Source organism: Aristaeella lactis (assembly GCF_018118585.1).
Lineage (GTDB): Bacteria > Bacillota > Clostridia > Christensenellales > Aristaeellaceae > Aristaeella > Aristaeella lactis.
The window spans coordinates 2,544,372-2,568,373 of record NZ_CP069421.1 but is presented as its reverse complement, the minus strand read 5'-3'; the positions used below and the strand labels follow the sequence as shown (position 1 = coordinate 2,568,373).

Annotated in this window: 15 protein-coding genes, 3 tRNA genes and 3 rRNA genes; 19 read left to right on the top strand and 2 right to left on the bottom strand. The window is 56.6% G+C overall.

Annotated features, from left to right (window positions below):
- The first annotated feature begins 201 nt into the window (after window positions 1-201).
- From JYE50_RS11870 to JYE50_RS11835, 8 genes are all read left to right on the top strand, one after another.
- A 16S ribosomal RNA gene (locus JYE50_RS11870) occupies window positions 202-1,748 on the top strand.
- A gap of 206 nt (window positions 1,749-1,954) precedes the next feature.
- Window positions 1,955-2,027 (top strand) — tRNA-Ala (locus tag JYE50_RS11865).
- Window positions 2,028-2,034: 7 nt separating this feature from the next.
- Window positions 2,035-2,111 (top strand) — tRNA-Ile (locus JYE50_RS11860).
- Window positions 2,112-2,247: 136 nt separating this feature from the next.
- Window positions 2,248-5,142 (top strand): 23S ribosomal RNA (locus JYE50_RS11855).
- Between the two features lie 195 nt (window positions 5,143-5,337).
- Window positions 5,338-5,454 (top strand): 5S ribosomal RNA (rrf, locus tag JYE50_RS11850).
- The 16S, 23S and 5S rRNA genes sit together here with 3 tRNA genes alongside, the layout of an rRNA operon.
- A gap of 7 nt (window positions 5,455-5,461) precedes the next feature.
- Window positions 5,462-5,533, top strand: a tRNA-Asn gene (locus tag JYE50_RS11845).
- A gap of 737 nt (window positions 5,534-6,270) precedes the next feature.
- Window positions 6,271-7,302: a DUF2804 domain-containing protein gene (locus JYE50_RS11840; RefSeq protein ID WP_084097481.1), complete on the top strand. Its 1,032-nt coding sequence runs from the start codon at window positions 6,271-6,273 to the stop codon at window positions 7,300-7,302.
- A gap of 18 nt (window positions 7,303-7,320) precedes the next feature.
- The gene (locus JYE50_RS11835; RefSeq protein WP_143763696.1) at window positions 7,321-7,893 is read left to right on the top strand and encodes a hypothetical protein; all 573 of its coding nucleotides are present in this window, start codon (window positions 7,321-7,323) and stop codon (window positions 7,891-7,893) included.
- A 57-nt stretch (window positions 7,894-7,950) separates the two neighbouring features.
- On the opposite strand, the gene rbr is transcribed toward JYE50_RS11835, so the two are convergent.
- Together rbr and JYE50_RS11825 are read right to left on the bottom strand one after the other, a co-directional pair.
- Complete coding sequence (gene rbr / locus JYE50_RS11830; RefSeq protein ID WP_084097477.1) at window positions 7,951-8,490, bottom strand: rubrerythrin; 540 nt, start codon at window positions 8,488-8,490, stop codon at window positions 7,951-7,953.
- Between the two features lie 15 nt (window positions 8,491-8,505).
- On the bottom strand, window positions 8,506-9,138 hold the full coding sequence (locus JYE50_RS11825) for a hypothetical protein (RefSeq protein ID WP_084097476.1): 633 nt from the start codon (window positions 9,136-9,138) through the stop codon (window positions 8,506-8,508).
- Between the two features lie 174 nt (window positions 9,139-9,312).
- Between JYE50_RS11825 and JYE50_RS11820 the strand changes: the two genes are divergently transcribed.
- The 11 genes from JYE50_RS11820 (at window position 9,313) to JYE50_RS11770 (ending at window position 23,838) form a co-directional block, all read left to right on the top strand.
- Window positions 9,313-10,476, top strand: coding sequence for a hypothetical protein (locus tag JYE50_RS11820; RefSeq protein WP_084097474.1), 1,164 nt, complete (start codon window positions 9,313-9,315; stop codon window positions 10,474-10,476).
- 20 nt (window positions 10,477-10,496) lie between these two features.
- Window positions 10,497-13,418, top strand: a complete 2,922-nt coding sequence (locus JYE50_RS11815) for an FtsK/SpoIIIE family DNA translocase (RefSeq protein WP_084097472.1) — start codon at window positions 10,497-10,499, stop codon at window positions 13,416-13,418.
- A 3-nt stretch (window positions 13,419-13,421) separates the two neighbouring features.
- Complete coding sequence (locus tag JYE50_RS11810; RefSeq protein WP_084097470.1) at window positions 13,422-14,639, top strand: Mbeg1-like protein; 1,218 nt, start codon at window positions 13,422-13,424, stop codon at window positions 14,637-14,639.
- 183 nt (window positions 14,640-14,822) lie between these two features.
- Entirely contained in the window at window positions 14,823-16,004 is a 1,182-nt protein-coding gene (locus JYE50_RS11805; RefSeq protein WP_084097468.1) for a dihydroorotase, read from the top strand.
- Window positions 16,005-16,024: 20 nt separating this feature from the next.
- Window positions 16,025-19,198: a carbamoyl-phosphate synthase large subunit gene (gene carB / locus JYE50_RS11800; RefSeq protein ID WP_084097466.1), complete on the top strand. Its 3,174-nt coding sequence runs from the start codon at window positions 16,025-16,027 to the stop codon at window positions 19,196-19,198.
- A gap of 59 nt (window positions 19,199-19,257) precedes the next feature.
- Window positions 19,258-19,992, top strand: coding sequence for a dihydroorotate dehydrogenase electron transfer subunit (locus JYE50_RS11795; protein WP_084097464.1), 735 nt, complete (start codon window positions 19,258-19,260; stop codon window positions 19,990-19,992).
- Window positions 19,980-20,888, top strand: coding sequence for a dihydroorotate dehydrogenase (locus tag JYE50_RS11790; RefSeq protein WP_084097462.1), 909 nt, complete (start codon window positions 19,980-19,982; stop codon window positions 20,886-20,888). Before JYE50_RS11795 ends, JYE50_RS11790 begins: the two co-directional genes overlap by 13 nt.
- Window positions 20,889-20,905: 17 nt before the next feature.
- Window positions 20,906-21,604, top strand: coding sequence for an orotidine-5'-phosphate decarboxylase (gene pyrF / locus JYE50_RS11785; RefSeq protein ID WP_084097461.1), 699 nt, complete (start codon window positions 20,906-20,908; stop codon window positions 21,602-21,604).
- 122 nt (window positions 21,605-21,726) lie between these two features.
- On the top strand, window positions 21,727-22,374 hold the full coding sequence (gene pyrE / locus JYE50_RS11780; RefSeq protein ID WP_283399261.1) for an orotate phosphoribosyltransferase: 648 nt from the start codon (window positions 21,727-21,729) through the stop codon (window positions 22,372-22,374).
- 64 nt (window positions 22,375-22,438) lie between these two features.
- Window positions 22,439-23,419, top strand: a complete 981-nt coding sequence (gene pyrB / locus JYE50_RS11775; RefSeq protein WP_084097459.1) for an aspartate carbamoyltransferase — start codon at window positions 22,439-22,441, stop codon at window positions 23,417-23,419.
- Window positions 23,416-23,838 carry an aspartate carbamoyltransferase regulatory subunit gene (locus JYE50_RS11770; protein WP_084097457.1) on the top strand — a complete coding sequence of 141 codons (423 nt, stop codon included), beginning with the start codon at window positions 23,416-23,418 and terminating at the stop codon, window positions 23,836-23,838. Before pyrB ends, JYE50_RS11770 begins: the two co-directional genes overlap by 4 nt.
- Window positions 23,839-24,002 lie beyond the last annotated feature (164 nt).

Here is a 24,002-nt window from a genome sequence, read left to right as displayed (position 1 = left end):
CATTTTTGGGTCAAAGAAATTTCAAAAAACTGCTTGACAAGTAGTAGTGGCTTTGGTATTATAGTCAAGCTCGCCCGAGCGAAAGCGAGGGAATGATGCAGAGCGAACCTTGAAAACGATACAGAGAAGAAACGCGCAAACATTAAGGAAAGACTAGCGAAGATTCCAAAGAGTGAAGCATCGAAAGATGTTAACAGGATTAAACGGAAGAGTTTGATCCTGGCTCAGGACGAACGCTGGCGGCGTGCCTAACACATGCAAGTCGAGCGGGGACATTGCGACGGACATGAAGTTTTCGGATGGATTGAAAGATGTAATGTTCTAGCGGCGGACGGGTGAGTAACGCGTGAGCAACCTGTCCCTTACAGGGGGATAACACAGCGAAAGTTGTACTAATACCGCATGAGACCACAGAGCGACATCGCTTAGGGGTCAAAGGAGTAATCCGGTAAGGGGTGGGCTCGCGTCCGATTAGATAGTTGGTGAGGTAACGGCCCACCAAGTCGACGATCGGTAGCCGACCTGAGAGGGTGATCGGCCACATTGGGACTGAGACACGGCCCAAACTCCTCGGGGAGGCAGCAGTGGGGAATATTGGGCAATGGGGGAAACCCTGACCCAGCAACGCCGCGTGAGGGAAGAAGGTTTTCGGATCGTAAACCTCTGTCCTTGGTGAAGAGAAAGAGACGGTAGCCAAGGAGGAAGCCCCGGCTAACTACGTGCCAGCAGCCGCGGTAATACGTAGGGGGCGAGCGTTGTCCGGAATGATTGGGCGTAAAGGGCGCGTAGGCGGCCCGGTAAGTCTGAAGTGAAAGTCCTGCTTTTAAGGTGGGAATTGCTTTGGATACTGTCGGGCTTGAGTGCAGGAGAGGTAAGTGGAATTCCCAGTGTAGCGGTGAAATGCGTAGAGATTGGGAGGAACACCAGTGGCGAAGGCGACTTACTGGACTGTAACTGACGCTGAGGCGCGAAAGTGTGGGGAGCAAACAGGATTAGATACCCTGGTAGTCCACACTGTAAACGATGAATGCTAGGTGTAGGGGGTATCGACCCCTTCTGTGCCGCAGTTAACACAATAAGCATTCCGCCTGGGGAGTACGGCCGCAAGGTTGAAACTCAAAGGAATTGACGGGGGCCCGCACAAGCAGCGGAGCATGTGGTTTAATTCGACGCAACGCGAAGAACCTTACCAGGTCTTGACATCCAGTAAAACTTGTAGAGATACATCGTGTCTTCGGACATACTGAGACAGGTGGTGCATGGTTGTCGTCAGCTCGTGTCGTGAGATGTTGGGTTAAGTCCCGCAACGAGCGCAACCCTTATTTTCAGTTACTAACAGGTAAAGCTGAGGACTCTGAAGAGACTGCCGGGGACAACTCGGAGGAAGGTGGGGACGACGTCAAATCATCATGCCCCTTATGACCTGGGCTACACACGTGCTACAATGGCCACCACAGAGAGGAGCGAACCCGTAAGGGAGAGCGGATCTCAAAAAAGTGGTCCCAGTTCGGATTGTGGGCTGCAACCCGCCCACATGAAGTCGGAGTTGCTAGTAATCGCGGATCAGCATGCCGCGGTGAATACGTTCCCGGGCCTTGTACACACCGCCCGTCACACCATGGGAGTTGGGAGTGCCCAAAGTCGGTGAGGTAACCGCAAGGAGCCAGCCGCCTAAGGCAAGACCAATGACTGGGGTGAAGTCGTAACAAGGTAGCCGTATCGGAAGGTGCGGCTGGATCACCTCCTTTCTAGGGAGAAAGCAGAAGCCGAAAGGTGGACGCCGAAACCGAGGTCGATTGCGGACGAAAGTCCGTATCATTAAAAGCTTCAAAGAAGCAAAACGGAACGTCAACGAACGTTCGAAAAGAATAGTCGCTAATCCTTAATAGCGCGCGAAACTCTGTATCGTCTTCAGGGCTCGCACTGTTTCGAGCTTATATAGTGCCGATTATGTGGGGGTTTAGCTCAGCTGGGAGAGCGCCTGCCTTGCAAGCAGGAGGTCAGCGGTTCGATCCCGCTAATCTCCACTCACATGGGTCGCTAGCTCAGCTGGTTAGAGCACCCGCCTGATAAGCGGGAGGTCGGTGGTTCGAGTCCACTGCGACCCACCACCTTCTTTCAGAAATGAAAGAATGGCACGCGCACCTTGACAACTGCACAGCAAAGAAAAAGATTCAGGAAAGACCAGTTTGAGGGTAAAATGAAGATTTTACCAAACCGATTGGTCTCAGGATCAGAACGACGAGAAATCAAGCTACAAAGAGCACAGGGTGGATGCCCTGGCACCATACGCCGAAGAAGGACGTGGCAAGCTGCGAAAAGCTACGGGGAGCCGCAAGCAGGCACCGATCCGTAGACATCCGAATGGGGAAACCCGGCAGGTGAAGAACCTGTCACCGTAAGATGAATCCATAGTCTTACAGGAGGGCACGCGGGGAACTGAAACATCTAAGTACCCGCAGGAAGAGAAAATAAATAATGATTTCCTAAGTAGCGGCGAGCGAACGGGAAAGAGGCCAAACCGGGGGGCATGCTCCCCGGGGTTGTGGGTCAGTAACGTGTATGGAAGACTTTAGCCGAAGAGAGATGGAAAGCTCAGCCAGAGAGGGTAACAGCCCCGTAAGCGAAAGAGTCAACCAGCTAACTGATACCAGAGTACCGCAGGGCACGTGAAACCCGGCGGGAAGCAGGGAGGACCACCTTCCAAGCCTAAATACGATATGGTGACCGATAGCGCATAGTACCGTGAGGGAAAGGTGAAAAGAACCCCGGGAGGGGAGTGAAAGAGAACCTGAAACCCTGTGTTTACAAGCAGAGAAAGTACATGTTATGTACGATCTCGTACTTTTTGTAGAACGGACCGGCGAGTTACGTTATGCAGCGAGGTTAAGGACTGAAGGTCCGGAGCCGAAGCGAAAGCGAGTTTGAATAGGGCGATAGTTGCATGACGTAGACCCGAAACCGGGTGACCTATCCATGGCCAGGTTGAAGTGGGAGTAAAATCCCATGGAGGACCGAACCAGACGTCTGTTGAAAAAGGCGGGGATGAGCTGTGGATAGGGGAGAAATTCCAATCGAACCCGGAGATAGCTGGTTCTCCTCGAAATAGCTTTAGGGCTAGCCTCATGGATAATTGATGGGGGTAGAGCACTGAATGGGCGCGGGGGACTCAAATCCTACCAAACTCTATCAAACTGCGAATACCATACAATGCAAACCATGGGAGTCAGTCCGCGAGAGATAAGTTCCGCGGGCAAAAGGGGAACACCCCAGATCAACCGCTAAGGTCCCAAAGTACACGTTAAGTGGAGAAGGATGTGGAATTGCACAGACAACCAGGATGTTGGCTCAGAAGCAGCCACACATTTAAAGAGTGCGTAATAGCTCACTGGTCGAGTGGTTGTGCGCCGAAAATGTCCGGGGCTAAAACGTGACACCGAAGCGATGGATGCGCGAATGCGCGTGGTAGAGGAGCGTTCTGTACGGGCTGAAGCTGTATTGTGAAGCACAGTGGACTGTACAGAAGAGAGAATGCCGGTATGAGTAGCGAGAGCGAAGCGAGAAACTTCGCCGTCGAAAGCCCAAGGTTTCCTGGGGAAGGTTCATCCACCCAGGGTAAGTCGGGGCCTAAGCCGAGGACGGAAGTCGTAGGCGATGGACAGCAGGTGTATATTCCTGCACTACCGAAGAATGAAGCAGTGACACAGAAGGATAGTCTGAGCGGGGTGATGGTCAACTCCGTACAAGCACTGAGCTTGGAATGTAGTGAAGTACGCATTCCTATAAGGTGAGGTGTGACAGTGGACCGAAATTTAGTAGGGAAGCAGATGAGTTCACGCTGGCGAGAAAAGCTGCTAGTATATCTGAAGGTACCCGTACCGGAAACCGACGCAGGTGGGCGAGGAGAGAATCCTGAGACGAACGGGAGAACCCTTGTTAAGGAACTCGGCAAAATGACCCCGTAACTTCGGGATAAGGGGTGCCTCGAGAGAGGCCGCAGAGAATAGGCTCAAGCGACTGTTTAGCAAAAACACAGGTATCTGCGAAAGCGAGAGCTGACGTATAGGTGCTGACACCTGCCCGGTGCTGGAAGGTTAAGGGAACATGTTAGAGCAATCGAAGCATCGAACCGAAGCCCCAGTAAACGGCGGCCGTAACTATAACGGTCCTAAGGTAGCGAAATTCCTTGTCGGGTAAGTTCCGACCCGCACGAATGGTGTAACGATTTGAGCGCTGTCTCAACAGGGGGCCCGGTGAAATTGAAGTATGGGTGAAGATGCCCATTACCCGCGACTGGACGGAAAGACCCCGTAGAGCTTTACTGTAGCCTGATATTGGATTTCGGTAACGGATGCACAGGATAGGTGGGAGGCTTGGAGACTAGGACCTCGGTCTTAGTGGAGCCGCTGTTGGGATACCACTCTTCTGTTACTGGAATTCTAACATGGACCCGTGAACCGGGTAATGGACAGTGTCAGGTGGACAGTTTGACTGGGGCGGTCGCCTCCGAAAGAGTAACGGAGGCGCCCAAAGGACCCTCAGAATGGATGGAAATCATTCGAAGAGTGCAAAGGCAGAAGGGTGCCTGACTGCGAGAGTGACAATTCGAGCAGAGACGAAAGTCGGGCTTAGTGATCCGGCGGTATTGAGTGGAAAAGCCGTCGCTTAACGGATAAAAGCTACCTCGGGGATAACAGGCTGATCTCCCCCAAGAGTCCACATCGACGGGGAGGTTTGGCACCTCGATGTCGGCTCGTCGCATCCTGGGGCTGAAGCAGGTCCCAAGGGTTTGGCTGTTCGCCAATTAAAGCGGCACGCGAGCTGGGTTCAGAACGTCGTGAGACAGTTCGGTCCCTATCCATCGTGGGCGTAGGAGTCATGAGAGGAGCTGTTCCTAGTACGAGAGGACCGGAATGGACGCATCACTGGTGCAACTGTTGTCGTGCCAACGGCACAGCAGGGAAGCGAAATGCGGACGGGATAAACGCTGAAGGCATCTAAGCGTGAAGCCCACCTCAAGAATAAGACTCCCATTGCGCAAGCAAGTAAGACCCCCGGAAGACTACCGGGTAGATAGGTCATCGGTGGAAGTACGGTAACGTATGGAGCTTGATGATACTAATAGGTCGAGGGCTTGATTTCAGAAGATCTTGAGATCAATTAGAACAGAAAAACAGGTCAACTAATTCCTGAATCTTATGGCTGTGCAGTTGTCAGGGTTGCGTAAGGCAATCCGAAGGGCCCTGGAAGAGGAAGAAAAGAACGACGGAAAGGGCCAATCGTTCCGCTAAAGGGACGAAGAAATCACGAAAGTGATTTCCTAAATAGCTCACAATTTCCGGTGGCTATGACGAAGAGGTTCCACCTGTTCCCATACCGAACACAGAAGTTAAGCTCTTCAGTGCCGATGGTACTTGACTGGCAACGGTCCGGGAGAGTAGGTCGCCGCCGGATTCCATATTCCTCAGTAGCTCAATGGCAGAGCATTCGGCTGTTAACCGAAGGGTTGTAGGTTCGAGCCCTACCTGGGGAGCAGAAAAAGCCTGATCGAAAGATCAGGTTTTTTTCTGCTCCCCAGGAGGTAGATAACTCCCGCATTCTCAATGGTCGCAACTCCACACTGTGGAGATTGCTTCCTTTCGAATGACCTCACCTCTTTCGATACTTCTGCCACTGGCAGTCGAAAGAGGTTCGCCCCTTCCGAATCTCAATCGTCGCAGAGAACCTCGCGGGGACGCTTCGGCTCTCTGCTCGTTTCGGTTGACCTGCCCGGGGCTGCCGCCCGTTCTCCACTGAAAACGAGCACACTGGCTCGTTTTCCGGGCGTTCCGAACCCCACCTCGTTTTCGCCTGCGGCGAATGCCCCACTGGGGCACCACTCCCTCTCCGCAATCTCAATCGTCGCAGAGAACCTTGCGAGGACGCTTCGGTCCTCTGCTCGTTTCGATTGACTCGCTCGGGTCGCTTTTGACTTCGTCAAATGCCACACTGTGGCACCGCTTCCCTTTCCGCAATCTCAATCGTCGCAGAGAATCTCGCGGGGACGCTTCGATTCTCTGCTCGTTTCGATTGACTCGCTCACCTCGTTTCCATCTTCGATGGACAGCCCACCGGGCTGCCACTCGGATCGCTCCCCCCCCTGGGGAGCAGAAAAAGCCTGATCGAAAGATCAGGCTGAATTACTTTGGGCCTTTTATATATGTATCATTGTATTCAGTGTATCTATGAAGTATAATGGGCAAAACAATCTGTATAACGGAGGCGGGAAATATGCAGCGCCGAATCATAACACCCGGTCCGCTTCATGATGGGAACGGACGGCTGGTTGAAACCGGATACGCCACAGAACTCATTAAGACCTATGACAGATCCCGGATCTGTACGGGACGGTCGAGAATCAAGGAATGGGATTACTATGCGGTCTGCTGTGACCGCTTTGCCCTGGCACTGACCATCGACCATAACGGCTATATGACCATGGACAGCATTTCCCTGATGGATTTTGAACGGAAAAGCCAGATTACAAAATCCGCCATGAACCTGCCCATTTTCGCTCCGCGGAACCTGCCGTCCAGCAGCAAGAACGGCAGCATCCGGGTGACCGGGAAAGGCTATATGCTTTCTTTTGAAAATGACGGGATCAGCCGTCGGCTGACCGGTTTCATGAACAAGTTCAGCGGGGAAGACACGATCGTGTTCGACCTGATGCTGACGGATGAACCGAAGGAATCCATGGTGATCGTTACACCCTATAAAGACCATCCGGAAGCCTTCTACTATAACCAGAAGATCAACTGCATGCGTGTGGAAGGAACCATCACGCTTGGAGGACGGGAATACAAATGTGATCCGGCGGACACCTTTGCGGTGCTGGACTGGGGCCGCGGCGTATGGACCTATGACAATACCTGGTACTGGGGTTCCGTATCTGGACTGGCGGAAGGAAAACCCTTTGGATTTAACCTTGGATATGGCTTTGGGGACACGTCCGCTGCCAGTGAGAATGTGCTGGTGTATGAGGGAAAGATCCACAAGCTGGAGCAGGTTCAGTTTGAGATTCCGGTGAAGGACGGGAAAGAGGATTACCTGTCTCCCTGGACGATCAAAGACAGTGAAGGCCGTCTGGAGCTGACCTTTGAACCGATCATGGACAGATGCATGAAAACCGACCTGCTGGTCATCTGTTCCGACCAGCACCAGGTTTTCGGACGGTTCTCCGGGAAAGCTGTCCTGGATGACGGCAGGGAACTGAAGATCGAAAACCTGACCGGATTCGCCGAAAAAGTCCGGAATAAATGGTAAGCAATGGAGGAAAGAAAAATGCTGACCCTGGAAAGAGCTGCCGAACTGAACGGCACAATGGTAAAGGAAGAACACCTGATCATTCACGCGAAGAATGTGAGCTATGCCATGGGGGCCATGGCGGAACACTTCGGGGAGAACCGGGAACACTGGGAGGCTGTGGGCCTGCTGCATGACTATGATTATGAAAAATATCCGGAGGAACACCTTCAGCATACAAAGGAACCGCTGCTGGCCGCAGGTGTGGACGAAGAGGACGTGCGGGCGATCATGAGCCACGGCTGGGGGATCTGCACGGACGTGAAACCGGAAACCAACATGGAAAAGAGCCTGTTTACGGTGGATGAACTGACGGGAATCATCCAGGCCTGCGCACGCATGCGTCCGAACGGGATCCAGGATCTGGAGATCAAGAGCTTCATGAAGAAGTATAAGGACAAAAAGTTCGCGGCCAAATGCAACCGGGATCTGATCCAGCAGGGCTGTGACCTGCTGGGAATGGAAGTCCGGGAAGTGGCGGAAATCTGTATTGAGGGCATGAAACCGCACTCGGCGGAGATCGGCCTGGAGGGAACCGGCGCGGAAGCATAAGCCGGACACAAAACAAAAAGCCTGTTCGTAATGAACAGGCTTTTGTTATTCCGGAAATCAGTAGTTTTCAGCGGCGATTTCGAAATAGCTCTGGGGGTGATTGCAGACGGGGCAGACTTCGGGAGCCTTGGTGCCGACCACAATATGGCCGCAGTTGCGGCATTCCCAGATTTTGACCTCGCTCTTTTCGAACACCTGCTGCATTTCGATGTTTTTCAGCAGGGCCCGGTAGCGTTCCTCATGATGCTTTTCGATCGCGGCAACACCGCGGAACTTCGCGGCGAGTTCCGGGAATCCTTCCTCTTCCGCTGTTTTGGCGAAGGATTCGTACATATCGGTCCACTCGTAGTTTTCACCGTCGGCCGCGGCGGCCAGGTTGTCCGTGGTGGAACCGATGCCCTTGAGTTCCTTGAACCACATCTTGGCGTGTTCTTTTTCGTTCTCGGCTGTTTTCAGGAACAGGGCAGAGATCTGCTCATAGCCTTCTTTTTTCGCCACAGAGGCAAAATAGGTGTACTTGTTCCGGGCCTGGGATTCGCCCGCGAAAGCAGCTTCAAGGTTCTTTTCGGTTTGTGTTCCGGCATAGGGATTTGACATGACTTTTTCCTCCTTTTATTGATTATTCTGGTTGCTATCTTCATCTTCAGCCTTGGAACCGCCGGTGTAATACAGCTGAAGGGAACTGCAGATGGAACTGACCTGGCCGCTGAGGGAGCGGGGCAGGAGCACGACATAAAGCGCCTCGTCTGTGGAAGCGTGAAGCCGGATCATGCTGTCGTTTTCCATTCTCACGGAGGGGGACGCGTTGCCGAAAAGCGACGGACCGCCGTAGGGCATGAAATGGAATCCGTCTTCCAGCAGGTTAAGGGCCGTGGCGGGCCAGATGCTGCGAATGGTGACCGGTTCTCCTTCCGCGGTCAGCCAGGACTGATCAACAACCCGGCCGAAACCGCCCGGGATCGTCACATCGTAGGCGGAGGCGGAAACAAAATCCATTCCGGATCCGCTCAAAAAGCTCATCAGGTGTGCCGGAAAGGTGGTCATCAGCTGGGGAATGTCGGTCTCCTGTTCAATGGTAACAGCCGGAACGGCTTCGGAAGAAGCGGCGGCAGCAGGTTTATCGGTTTTATCCTCCTGGGGTTTGGCCAGGATCAGGGAGGCGGTGAGCAGCGCCATCAGGGCAACGGAAAACAGGATCTGGAGAACCCTGAACAGGATCTTCCGCAGATTTTTTCCGTTGTTCAAGGCGGTTACCTCCTTCGCTCCAGGTGTGAAACGGCAGGTTTTTGCCCCGCTGTTTCGTTCATTATATACGGGGCTGAATGAGACTGTCAAATTGGCGTAAAGCACGATGGAATGGGGGTTGACTTGCTCCGAAACCCAAAAGGTTGTAAAATATTAGTTCACGGAGGGATGAAAATGAAGCTTATTCCAAGGATCCTTCTGACAGCCGGTCTGATGATGGCTCTGCTGTTTTCCGCAGGCACCTGTCCGGCGGAGGAAGCGTTTGCGGTTGAAGACACAGGACTGGATCTGGCGGAGACGCTCAGTGTTCATTACCCCGCACTGACCGGAGGGGAGAATGAAGAGCTGACGCAGCAGATCAACGATCTGATCCGGGAAGAGTGCGGCATCAAGGCTTATCTGTCCCGCGCGGCCCAGCTGATGTCCGGCGGAAGCCTGACGGTTGAATGGAAAGGCGGCCTGCTGAATGATGTGTTCAGCTGCGCGGTTTCCGCGGCCGGGGCGGTGGAGAACAACAGGCCTACCCATGTGTGGACCGCCTGCACGGCGGATCTGCGGGACGGCCGGAAGATCATCCTTTCGGAGCTGTTTACGGATGAGGAAACGGCCCGGGAACTGATCGTGAATTACCTGGCGGAGGATGTGCTGCCTGATCTCAGCGCCCACCTGGAAAACAGTGAACTGGAACCCCTTCCGGAAACGTTCTTCCTGGAACGTTCCGGCCTGACCCTGCTGTATCCGGTCAGGCAGCTGAGCACACTGGGAGACCGGGCCGGAGATATCCGGATCGGCTGGCATGTCCTGAAGGATGTGCTGGACCTGGGAGAAGACAGCTTGCTTTCCCGGATCGGTGTCAAAGAGATGATTGAGCTGTCCGAAGAAAGCGCGGAACAGCTCCGGACAGCATCAGCGGAAGGCTCGCTGACCGGGATCCCCGCGAAGATCGGGGACAGCGTACAGGAGCTGACAGACAGGTACCACCTGCTGACGGATCCGGACGGTTTTGAAGGCGGACGTCTGTTTGCCCTGGAGGGCGGTTGTTTCCGGGGCGTATACCTGATGACCGATGACCTGACCCGAAGCTGGGAGAACAGCAAGGTGCAGGGAATCAGGATGGACCAGGGCTGCCTGTGGGGACTGTGTATCAGCGAAACGCCGCGGGACAGCTGGATTTCTATCCTGGGAGAGCCGGATGGTTCGGCGGAAGTGAATGAGGAAAAAGCGGAGGCAAACCGGATTGAACCGGGCACCTGCGATTATTACAGCTGCGGAGAGTATCAGCTGCGGCTGTACAGCGATGAGTCCGGGATCCTGATCAGTGTGGTCCTGGCAGAATAAACAGAGATACGGAGGAAAGAATGGCTCAGAGAGGGAGCGGCAAAAGGAAACAGGCCCCCGCGTATTCCGCGGACGCGATGGCCATCCGGTATATGGCCGGACTGGTGCTGATCGCGCTTGGTGTACTGATCTTTATGGCGGTGGAACTGGGACTGTCGGGGAATATCTTCGAGGGCCTGCGCAGGCTCTGTTTCGGCCTGTGCGGAATTATGGCCTATGTGCTGCCGGTACTGCCTGTGTGGGCAGGTGTACTGGTGATCTGGTCCACCCAGCGCCGCGCGCCTGTGCGGCCGTGGCTGTTCGCTTTCCTGGCCTTCTTTGGACTGTGCGCCTTCTTAATGATCACCGGCGCCATGCAGTACCTGAACACGACTTACGGCGGGGACTGGGGTGCCGTCATAAACGGTACATATGCGGAAACCGCGGCCCGGCTGAAGCCTACAGGCGGCGGCGCGATCGGAACAATCCTCGCCTGGCCGCTGTGGAGGTATCTCGGGCCGGTGCTTGGAACCTTTATCGTTTTTGTGCTGACTGCCCTTTGTATCCTGCTTATGTTTAACCTGACTCCCGCACGGATCCGCGATATTTTCACGGGCCAGGCCGGGGCGCGCCGGGAACAGCAGAAACTGGAGCGGCAGCGGATGGAACAGCAGCAGCTGGCCTGGCAGCAGCAACAGGCGCTCTGGCAGCAGCAACAGCAGCAGATCCTTGAACAGCAGCAGTACCAGATGCAGCAGGCGCAGATGCAGCAAAACACACAGCCGCCCTATTCCCAGGGACAGGCTTATCCGCAGCAGCCTGCCCAGCAGCCGGTCCAGCAGTGGCCGAGACAGGATGACGGCAGTGTCCGTGACTGGCAGGAACAGGCCGCTGCCGGACAGATGGCAGCCACCGGTCACCAGAGCCGGATCTTCGGTAAAAAACAGGATAAACCCGCATCTGCTGACAAGTCCTTTGTGAGCCGCATTTTCGGACGGGGCAGGAAAGAAGAATATGACGGCCTGGTAGACAGATCCGAAGCCGCAGAGGCGGAAGCAGCCGGAAGGAACGCGGGACAGGCAGCAAGGCCTGCCCGGAGGACTGCCGTAGGAACCGAGATCACCCCGCCGGAGACCCACTGGAAACCGGAGATTCCTGAAGAAATGGAAACCGGGCGGCGGCGCCGGACTCAGCCGGCACAGCAGACGACGATGGAAATCCCGGAGGAACAGATTCCTGTCCGTCCGGAAACGGTTCGTCCGGAGCCGGTCCGGGAGAGAAAACCGGTACAGGAAAAGGAACCTGTCCGGGACAACACGAATTACCGCAGGCCTTCCACGGCAGAACCGAAACCGGAGGAAAAACCGCAGGTCCAGGCAGCTGTACCGGTGGTGCAGCAGACCATCGGGGAGGAAGCCTACCGGCCGAAGATCAAGGTTCCGGAGAGGAAGAAAACAGAAACAGAGGACGAAGGTCCCTGGATGCCCACGCCCTACAACTATCCGCCTATCACGGACCTGGCCAGGCCCCAGCAGGGTTTTGAGGATACCCGGGGGGAGGATGAAACACGGTCCCGGAAACTGGAGGAAACCCTGGCGAGCTTCAGGGTACCGGCCAGGGTGGTCCATGTGACCCACGGCCCCGCCATTTCCCGTTTCGAACTGGAGCTGGAAGCGGGTACCAAGGTCAACAAGGTTTCTGAACTGGAAAAAGATATCGCCTACGGCATGTCCGCCACATCGGTCCGCATTGAAGCGCCGATCCCGGGCAAGCGCCTGGTCGGCGTGGAGGTTCCCAACCGGAAAGTGACCACCGTAACGCTGCGGGAAGTCATGGAAAGCGAACCGATGCAGAACGCGAAGTCGATTCTGACGGTGGCGCTGGGCAAGGATATTGCCGGTACGCCGATCGTGTGCGACCTGGCGAAGATGCCCCATATGCTGATCGCCGGACAGACCGGCAGCGGTAAATCCGTATGTATCAACGCGATCATCAACAGCCTCCTGTACAGGGCAAGCCCGGATGAGGTCAAGCTGATCCTGGTTGACCCGAAGGTGGTTGAACTGCAGTGCTACAACGGGATCCCGCACCTGCTGATCCCGGTGGTGAATGATCCGCGCAAGGCCGCGGCGGCACTGGCCTGGGCTGTGGCGGAAATGATGGAACGCTACGACCGGTTTGCCGAAAAGAAGGTCCGGAACCTGGAAGGCTACAACCAGCTGGTTGAACGGACCGGTGAAAAGCCCATGGCCCGGATCGTCATCATTATCGATGAACTTGCGGACCTGATGATGGTCTGCAAGAAGGACGTTGAAGAATATATCTGCCGGCTGACCCAGCTGGCGCGCGCGGCTGGCATCCATCTGATCGTCGCGACCCAGCGGCCTTCGGTGGACGTCATCACCGGCCTGATCAAAGCGAATATCCCGAGCCGGATCGCTTTCAAAACGGCCAGCTCGGTGGACAGCCGCACGATCCTGGACCGGAACGGTTCGGAACAGCTCCTGGGCTGGGGCGACATGCTGTATGCCCCCACCGGTTCCTTCGCGCCTACCCGTGTGCAGGGCTGCTTCCTGAGCGATGATGAAGTCAACAGGATCGCGAAGCATGTGAAGGATGCCAATCCCAGCACGTATGATCCGGATATCCTGGAAAAACTGGATGAGATCGCCAATGGCGGGGAATCCGGCGGGGCGGATATCATCATCAACAGTTCCGATATGAGCGGCGGAGACGGCGGCCTGTTTGAGCAGGCGGTGGAATTCGCCATCCAGGACGGACAGATCTCCACCAGCACGCTGCAGCGGCGGCTGAAGATCGGCTATGCCCGGGCGGGGCGGCTGACGGATGAAATGGAGGAACGGGGCATTGTGGCGGCCAAGGATGGCAGCAAACCCCGCAAGTGCCTGATCACCCGGGAAGAATGGGAAGAAATGAAGAAGTCAACGGAAGGAATGAGATAAAGCATGGCGAACATGGTGGACTATCTGGCCTGGCGCGGGGACCTGCATCTGGAAACCTCGCCATGGAACGAGATTGACGGTCTGCTGATCGCCACCATCAGCTATCTGGACTTTAACGGCGGACGGGATCCCAATGGCTGGATGCTGGAGGAGATGGCCCGTATTGACCTGATCAGGCCGGGGACAAGCTCCGCTTTCCCGGGCCGGAAAACCGCCTTTGAAAAAATGGCGGCCTGCGAACGCTTTCACAGCAGCAGGCTCCACCATGCCATTGCCCTGACGGATCCTGAGATCGGAATGCAGTTTTCCGCCCTGTGCCTGGACCTGCCGGACGGAACCACCTGCGTGGCTTTCCGCGGAACGGACAACACGGTGATAGGCTGGCGGGAAGATTTTGACATGGCCTATACCACCCGGGTACCGGCGCAGGAAGCCGCCGCGCTGTACCTGGTCCGGGCCGCGGCCCTCTCAAAGCGGCCGCTGAGGCTGGTGGGACACAGCAAGGGCGGAAACCTCGCGGTGTATGCCGCCGCCATGGCGCCGGCAAAGGTACAGAAACGGATCGAAGGGATCTGGAGCTATGACGGACCGGGCATGAACCGGGAGACCTCCCAGACGGAGGGCTTCCAGCGGATTAAGGAAAAAATCCATTCCTATATTCCCCAGACCAGTATTATCGGCCTGCTGATGGACTATTATGAACCCTACACGGTGGTGCGTTCCACGGCCAGCGGCATCAGCCAGCATGACCCCATGAGCTGGGGAGTTTACGGCCCGCAGTTCAGGACTATGAAGGCTGTGGACAAAACGGCGGTGGTTGTCCGGGATACGCTGCACGAGTGGCTGCAGAACAGCACGCCGGAACAGCGGGCGGCCTTTGTGGATACCCTGTTCAGCATGGTGGAAAGCACAAAAGCCACCCGGATCAGCGATCTGACGAGTGAAAAACTCAGGAGCATCCTGACCATGGTGGGCAGCCGCAAGGAAGTGGATCCGGAAACACGGAAAGTATTCACCCGCCTGGTGGGCCAGGCCGTATCCCTGGGCTTCGGCAACATGATCGACTGGGTGCGCGGCCGGAGGGATGAAGGCGGTACCGGAGACTGGGAAACCATGTCCCCGGAAAAACGAAGGGAAATGCTGAACACGGCGATGAACAACGGCGCGGAGGATGACGCTGCAGAAGAAAGCGATTCCGCGAAAGAACAAAAAGAGGGATAAATCGCCCCTTGACAACTGTCCGGCTGTATGATAAAAGATATACCGGTACCGATCTTTAAGACGATACAGAGATATCGGCAAGATTGGATGAGCGCGTATGCCGCTGTGCGGCAGACGCTGTATGCATGCGATCCAGACTCTGCCGATTCTCCGGCAGAGTTTTTTTGTAAGGAGGGTTGCGTGATGACGGCGAGACAGGAAATGAACCGGATCCCGCTCCAGGCGGCCCAGGGCCTTCTTATCAGCAAAAAAGATAATGTCTTTACTTTTCCCGGCTTCTGTGATGTGCACGTTCACTTCAGGGAGCCGGGTTTTTCTTATAAGGAAACCATGGTTACCGGAAGCCGGGCAGCAGCGCGGGGCGGTTATACGGCTGTATGCGCCATGCCGAACCTGAATCCGGTGCCGGACAGTGTGGAACACCTGAAAGAAGAGGAAGACCTGATCCGGGCGGCAGGGGACCTGGTGGACATTTATCCTTATGCGGCGCTGACCGTAGGGGAAAAGGGAGCGGAAGCCGCGGCGCTGGAAGAGCTGGCGCCGGGTGTGATCGCCTTCTCTGATGACGGAAAGGGTGTTCAGTCCGAAAGCATGATGCGGTCCCTGATGGAACGGTGCAGGAAACTGGGAAAGGTACTGGCGGCTCACTGTGAGGATGAAACGCTGGTGAAGGGCGGATACATTCATGACGGTGTATACGCCGCGGCCTACGGACACAGGGGAATCTGCTCCGAAAGCGAGTGGGGCCCGATCGCCCGGGACCTGAAGCTGGCGAAGGAAACCGGCTGCGCGTACCATGTGTGCCATATCAGCTGCAAGGAAAGCGCGGACCTGATCCGGCAGGCCAAACGGGACGGCGTGAATGTGACCTGTGAGACCGGACCGCACTACCTGCTGCTGGACGAGAATGACCTGCAGGAGGACGGCCGCTTCCGGATGAATCCGCCCCTGCGGTCGAAAGAGGACCGGGAGGCCCTGCTGGAAGCGCTGCTGGATGGTACGATCGACATGATTGCCACGGACCACGCACCTCACAGCGCGGAGGAGAAAAGCCGGGGGCTCGCGGGAAGTGCCTTCGGGGTGGTGGGACTGGAATGTGCCTTCCCGGTACTGTATACCGGACTGGTCAGGACCGGCATCCTGCCGCTGGAAAGGCTGGTTCAGCTGATGGCGGTTGCCCCGCGGGAGCGGTTCGGGATCCCGCTGCGGGAGGATGACCTGTGCGAGTGGGATCTGGAAGCACAGTACACGATCAATCCGGAAGAGTTTGAGAGCATGGGGAAGGCAACGCCCTTTGCCGGACAGAGTGTTTACGGCCGGTGCCTGAAAACAGTGCACGCAGGCAGGACAGTATATATAGGATAAGAAGCGGGAGGAAAAAGAACATGGCGAAACGGACAGACATCAAAAAAGTACTGATCATCGGCAGCGGCCCCATCGTGATCGGTCAGGCGGCGGAGTTTGACTATGCCGGAACGCAGGCCTGCCTTGCCCTGAAAGAAGAAGGGTATGAGGTGGTGCTGTGCAACTCCAACCCGGCAACGATCATGACGGACACCTCCATCGCGGATAAGGTTTACATGGAGCCCCTGACGCTGGAATATATCGCGAAGATCCTGCGGTATGAACGTCCGGACGCCATCGTGCCCGGTATCGGCGGCCAGACCGGCCTGAACCTGGCAGTGCAGCTGGAACGAAAAGGCGTGCTGAAGGAATGCGGCGTGGAACTGCTGGGCACCAGCAGCCGGAGCATTGAGCGGGCTGAAGACCGGGAACTGTTCAAGGAAATGTGCGAGTCCATCGGCGAGCCGGTCATCCCGAGCGAAATTACCTATAACCTGGAAGAAGCCAAAAAAGCGGCACTGGACATCGGCTACCCGGTGGTGCTGCGTCCTGCCTTTACCCTGGGCGGCACCGGCGGCGGTTTTGCCAACAATGAGGAAGAGCTGATCGAGATCGGCACCAACGCCTTCCGCCTGAGCCCTGTGCACCAGGTGCTGGTTGAAAAGAGCGTCCGCGGCTTCAAGGAAATCGAGTTCGAGGTTATGCGGGACAGCAATGACAAAGCAATTACGATCTGCGGCATGGAGAACGTGGACCCCGTAGGCGTACACACCGGCGACAGCGTGGTTGTGGCGCCGATCCTGAGCCTGTCTGATCATGACCTGAAGATGCTCAATGACAGCGCGATCAAGATCATCCGGGAACTGAAGGTCGAGGGCGGCTGCAACGTGCAGTTCGCGCTGGACCCGAACAGCAGCAAATACTACCTGATCGAGGTTAACCCGCGGGTCAGCCGGTCTTCCGCCCTGGCCAGCAAGGCCAGCGGCTATCCCATTGCCCGGGTGACCGCGAAGATCGCCCTGGGCATGGCGCTGGAAGAGATCCCGGTGGCCGGCGGCAACGCGGCCATGGAACCCTCCCTGGAGTACATTGTGGCGAAGTTCCCCCGCTTCCCCTTCGACAAGTTCACCTCCGCCAGCAACCAGCTGGGCACCCAGATGAAGGCCACCGGCGAAGTGATGGGCATCGGCAGCAACCTGGAAGAGTGCATGCTCAAGAGCGTGCGCAGCCTGGAGACCGGTGTGTGCCACCTGCACCTGGCGAAGTTCGACAGCATGAGCACAGAAGACCTGCTGGAGTATGTGAAGGAGTTCCGGGCTGATACGCTCTTCGCGGTCACGGAACTGCTGCGCAGGGATGTGGCGATCGACGCGATCCATGAACGGACCATGATCACGGAGCTGTTCCTGGAGAGCATCAAAAAGATCACCGAAATGGAAAAGCGCCTGAAGGCGGCCCCCGGAGATGTGGCCCTGCTGAAGGAAGCAAAGGAGATGGGCTTCGGCGACCAGGAGCTCTCCATCCTCTGGAATATGAAGGAAACGGATATCTACACCCTGCGCAAGGAGAAGGGAATCGTCCCGATCTTCCGCATGGTGGATACCCTGCACACCGGCAAGTACATTGCCTACCTCTACTCCAGCTACAGCGGAAAGAACGACTCCATCCTCACGGACAAGAAAAAGATTGTGGTGCTCGGCGCCGGCCCGATCCGTATCGGCCAGGGCGTTGAGTTCGACTACTCCACCGTGCACGCGGTGCAGACCATCCGCCGCGCGGGCTATGAAGCCATCATCATCAACAACAACCCCGAGACGGTTTCCACGGACTATACCACCGCGGACAAGCTGTACTTTGAGCCCCTGACGCCCGAAGACGTCATGGCGATCATCGACTTTGAAAAGCCGGAAGGCGTCATCGCCTCCCTGGGCGGCCAGACGGCCATCAACCTGGCGGAGCCGCTGATGAAGCGCGGCGTGAAGATCATCGGTACCGACTGCGATGCCATTGAGCGGGCGGAAAACCGGGACAGCTTCGAAAAGATCCTGGAGGAACTGGGAATCCCGCAGCCCCAGGGCCGGGCGGTTACCCGGATTGAGGACGGCGTGAAGGCAGCTGAGGAGATCGGCTATCCGGTGCTGGTCCGTCCGAGCTTCGTGCTGGGCGGCCGGGCCATGCAGATCGTCGGCGATGAGGATCAGCTGCGCCATTACCTGCGCACGGCTGTGGAAATCGACGCTGACAAGCCGGTGCTGGTGGACAAATACATCCGCGGTAAAGAGGTTGAGGTGGACGCCATCTGCGACGGCCGGGACGTCTTTGTGCCGGGCATCATGGAACTGGTGGAACGCACCGGTATCCACAGCGGCGACTCCATCTCCGTCTATCCCACCTTCTCCATCAGCAACAAGGTGAAGGGTATCATCCTGCAGTACGCGAAGAAGCTGGGTCTGGGCATCGGCATCATCGGCCTGTTCAACATCCAGTTCATTGTGGATCAGAATGAGAACGTCTACATCATCGAGGTGAACCCCCGCTCCAGCCGGACCGTGCCCTTCCTGAGCAAGTCCACAGGCTACTCCCTGGCGGACATCGCCACCGAGGTCATCCTGGGCAAGAGCCTGAAGGAGCAGGGAATCTTCGATCTCTATCCGGAAGAAAAGAAACGCTACTATGTGAAGGTGCCGGTTTTCTCCTTCAACAAGATCAAGGGCCTGGACGCTTACCTGAGCCCCGAAATGAAGTCCACCGGTGAAGCCATCGGATACGATGACAAGCTGAACCGCGCGCTGTACAAGGCGCTGCAGGCCGGCGGAACCCGGCTGCAGAACTACGGCACGGTGCTGGCCACCATCGCCGACCGGGACAAGGACGAGGCGCTGCCGCTGATCCGCCGCTTCTACAACCTGGGCTTCAACATTGAGGCGACCCGGGGCACTGCCCGTTTCCTGAAGGAAAACGGTATCCGCACCCACGCCATGCTGAAACTGAGTCAGGGATCCGATGAGATCCTGAACAGCATCCGTCAGGGTCATGTGGCTTACATCATCAACACCCGGGAGATCGGCGAGGCGGAGAGCGAGAGCGACGGCCTGCAGATCCGCCGCTGCGCCACGGAGAACAACGCCACGATCTTTACCAGCCTGGATACCGTCCGGGTGCTGCTGGACGTGCTGGAGGAAACCACGCTGACGATCTCTACGATTGATGCATAAAACCAATTCAGAATTAAGAATTCAGAATTCAGAATTATTAGTTAAACTGAAAGGGCAGTATGAAGCAAGAGATTCTGACTATCAGGGAGAATGTGCCGGTGACAGGCTGTGTTTACCGGATGCGGCTGGAAGGCGCGGAGCTGGAGGCCCAGAAGCCGGGCGGATTTGTGAATATCCGCCTGGAGGGCCTGTTCCTGCGCCGGCCTATCTCCGTCTACGATTCCGAACCCGGTTCACTGACCATCCTGTATAAGGTGGTAGGGAAAGGTACGGAACAGATGGCCGGGATGATGCCCGGCGAAACCCTGGACGTGCTGACGGGACTAGGGAACGGATATGACCTGACAAAGGCTGGTGATACTCCGCTGCTGCTGGGCGGCGGCGTGGGCGTTCCGCCTCTGTACCTGCTGGCAAAGAAGCTGATCGCCGAAGGGAAAAAACCGCAGGCAGTGCTGGGATTCAACACGGCAGGAGAAGTGTTCGGGGAAGAAGAGTTCAGGGCGCTTGGCTGCGGTGTGACGGTGACCACGGCGGACGGCAGTTACGGCGTCAAAGGGTTTGTGACCGACGCCCTGCCGGAAGAGTACAGCTACTTCTACACCTGCGGACCGGAACCCATGCTCCGGGCGGTATACCGGGCAGCAAAAACCTCAGGCCAGTTCTCCTTTGAGGAACGGATGGGCTGTGGCTTCGGCGCCTGTATGGGCTGCAGCTGCAAAACCATTACCGGATACAAGCGCATTTGCCGGGAAGGTCCGGTGCTGGAGAAGGAGGAGATCATTTGGGACGCCTGACAACAAACCTGTGCGGTATTGATCTGGATAATCCCGTAATCCCCGCCAGCGGTACCTTTGGTTTCGGATATGAGTTTGCCCAGTGGTATGACATCAACTGCCTGGGAACCTTCTCCTTCAAGGGAACGACGAAGGATCCCCGCTTCGGGAATCCGACGCCCCGCATTGCGGAATGCCCGGCCGGCATGATCAATGCCGTCGGTCTGCAGAACCCCGGGGTGGAAAAAGTGATCGCGGAGGAACTGCCGAAGCTGAAGGAAGTTTTCCATAAGCCGGTTATGGCAAATGTCAGCGGTTTCAGCGTGGCGGATTACGCCTATACCTGCGAACGGCTGGATCAAGAGGAACAGGTCGGCTGGCTGGAGGTCAACATCTCCTGCCCGAATGTACACGGAGGCGGGATGTCCTTCGGTACGGATCCGAAAGCGGCAGCGGAGGTAACCGCGGCGGTGAAGCGGGTCACGACAAAGCCGGTCATTATGAAACTGAGCCCGAATGTGACGGATATTACCGCCATCGCGAAAGCCTGCGAGGATGCCGGCGCGGACGGCGTATCCCTGATCAACACCCTGCAGGGAATGCGTATTGACTTGCGGACCCGGAAACCCGTGATCAAAAATGTGATGGGCGGGGTCAGCGGACCGGCTGTTTTCCCGGTGGCGCTGCGGATGGTCTGGCAGGTATGCCGGGCGGTGAAAATCCCGGTGGTGGGCATGGGCGGTGTGACAACCGCGGAGGATGTGCTGGAAATGATGATGGCCGGCGCGTCCGCGGTAGAGGTCGGCGCGGCGAACCTGGCCGACCCCTGCGCCTGCAAAAAGATTATTGACGACCTGCCTGCGGCAATGGACAAATACGGGATCCGGAGCCTGCAGGAACTGGCGGTACAAGCATAAAGGGAGGAGAAACACACATGGGTAAAGACGTGATCGTAGCCTGCGATTTCCCGAACGCTGAGCAGACGCTGGCCTTCCTGGACAGGTTCCAGGGACGCAAGCCGTTTGTGAAGATCGGCATGGAGCTGTTCTACGGAGCGGGTCCGGACATCGTCCGGCAGATTAAGGCACGGGGACACAAGATCTTCCTGGATCTGAAGCTGCATGACATTCCGAACACAGTGAAAAAGGCGATGATGGTCTTGAGGGATCTGGATGTGGATATCTGCAACCTGCACGCTGCGGGTACAATCCGGATGATGGAGGCCGCGCTGGAAGGCCTGACCAGGCCGGACGGCAGCAGGCCGCTGCTGATTGCTGTGACCCAGCTGACCAGCACGGACCAGGAAGCCCTGGAAAAGGATCTCCTGATCGAACGGCCCATAGACGAAGTGGTTATGCATTATGCCCTGAACGCCCGGAAAGCCGGACTGGACGGGGTGGTCTGCTCTCCGCTGGAAGCAGGTAAGGTGCACGAGGCCTGCGGAAAGGATTTCCTGACCGTGACACCCGGCGTGCGTTTCGCGGATGGAGATGTGGGAGACCAGAAGCGGGTGATGACGCCTGCGGAGGCAAACCGGATCGGCAGCGATTACATTGTGGTGGGACGCCCGATCACCGCGGCGGAAGACCCGGTGGCGGCATATGAGCGCTGCATCGCTGAATTCATTGGATAAAATCCAATGAATTCACAATGAAGAATTCAGAATTCAGAATGCAGAATGATAGTTGGTGTGAACCGGATACTGAACGGGAAGCGGCACACTGAATCATGATGAATTGAAAGTGAGTGAAACTTATGACACGGGAAGAACTGAACCAGCAGATCGCGCGGGACCTGCTGAAGATCAAGGCGGTCTTCTTCCGCCCGGAGGAACCCTTTACCTGGGCCAGCGGGATCAAAAGCCCGGTTTACTGCGACAACCGGCTCACCCTGACGGCGCCGGAGGTCCGCACGGACGTGGAAAAAGGACTGGCGAAGCTGATCGGGGAGGAATATCCTTCTGTGGAAGTGCTGATGGGTACCTCCACCGCCGGAATTGCCCACGCGGCGATCACGGCGCATATCATGGGCCTGCCCATGGGTTATGTGCGTTCCGGTGCCAAGGACCACGGCCGGCAGAACCAGATTGAAGGCAGGCTGGAGCCCGGCCAGAAGGTCGTGGTTGTGGAAGACCTGATCTCCACCGGCGGCAGCGTGCTGGAAGTTGTGGATGTGCTGCGCCAGGCAGGCGCGGAAGTACTTGGCATCGTGAGCATTTTCACCTACGGCATGCAGAAGGGCCTGGACCGGCTGGCGGCTGCCAATGTGAAGAATGTGTCCCTGACGAACTTTGACGTCATTGCGGAAGAAGCCGCTAAGGAAGGTTATATCCGGCCCGAGGATATTTCCCGGCTGATCCGGTTCCGGAATAATCCGTCTGATGAATCCTGGGCCCGGCTCTGATAACTTCTGAAACAGGCGATCTGTCCCCCGGACGGTCGCTTCATTAATAAACGCGGAGGATAAGATGAAACGAAGCATTATTGATGTTCCGGATCTGACCCCGGAGGAGCTGGACCAGCTCATGGATACGGCGGAAGACATTATCGCCCATCCGGACGATTATGCCGATGCCTGCCGGAGGAAAAAACTGGCGACCCTCTTCTTTGAACCCAGCACCCGTACGCGCCTGAGCTTTGAGGCTGCCATGTATGAGCTGGGCGGTAATGTACTCAGCGTGACCGGCGCGGGCACCAGCTCCGCCGCCAAAGGGGAAAGCGTGGCGGATACAGCCAAGACGGTTTCCTGCTACGCGGATATCATTGCCATGCGTCATCCGAAGGAAGGCGCGGCACTGGTCGCGGCACGGAACGCTTCCGTACCGGTGATCAATGCCGGAGACGGCGGTCACTGCCATCCCACCCAGACGCTGGCGGACCTGCTGACCATCCGCAGGGAAAAGGGAAGACTGGGCAGCATGACTGTGGGTCTGTGCGGCGACCTGAAGTTCGGCCGTACGGTGCATTCCCTGCTCAATGCCATGTCCCGCTATGAAGGACTGAACTTCGTACTCATCAGCCCCGAGGAACTGAAAGTTCCCAGCTATGTGAAAAACGACGCCCTGAAGAAAAAGAACATTCCCTATGTCCAGACCACGGACCTGGAGGAAGTCATCGGGGACCTGGATATCCTGTATATGACCCGGGTGCAGCGGGAACGCTTCTTCAACGAGGAAGACTACCTGCGCCTGCGGGACAGCTACATCCTGACGCCGGAAAAGATGAAGAAAGCAAAGCCGGACCTGTGCGTGATGCATCCCCTGCCCCGCGTGAATGAGATCAGCGTCGCGGTGGACGAGGATCCCCGGGCCTGCTATTTCAAGCAGGTGCTGAACGGAAAATATATGCGCATGGCACTCATCCTGAAACTGTTGAATTTGAGTCGCGCGCGCACCGCGGACGCAAGCGTCTCACGCACCGCGCACGAGATGGAGGGGGGAACGATATGAACGTGGATTCCATCCGGGACGGGATCGTGATCGATCACATCGCCGCGGGCTGCGGTATGAAGCTTTATCGCCTGCTGGGCCTGGAAAGCCTGGAGGCGCCGGTCGCCATGATCACCAATGTGGTTTCCCGCAAACTGGGCAGGAAGGATATCATCAAGGTCGACGCGGCGATCGATGTGGATCTGGATATCATCGGCTATGTGGATCCGGGCGCCACGGTCAACATTATCCGGAACGGTGAGCTGAAAGAGAAAAAGCGTATCGAAATGCCGGAAAAACTGGTGAACGTGATCTTCTGCAAAAACCCCCGGTGCATTTCCTCCTGTGAGCAGGAACTGGACCAGGTTTTCCACCTGACAGACCGGGAAAAGAAAGAATACAGGTGCGCTTACTGTGAAGCAAAAGCCTCCAGCCTCTGACCGGAGATAGAGAAAATAGCAAGAACTGCACCAGAAAGCACAAAATCCGAAGAAACCCGAACGTTTATTTCCGAACGTTCGGGTTTTTGATTAAATTATTATGAATTTCCTTTGTTTTCAATTGACAATGTTCGTGTTTTGAAGTATAGTGGGAACGGTTTCAA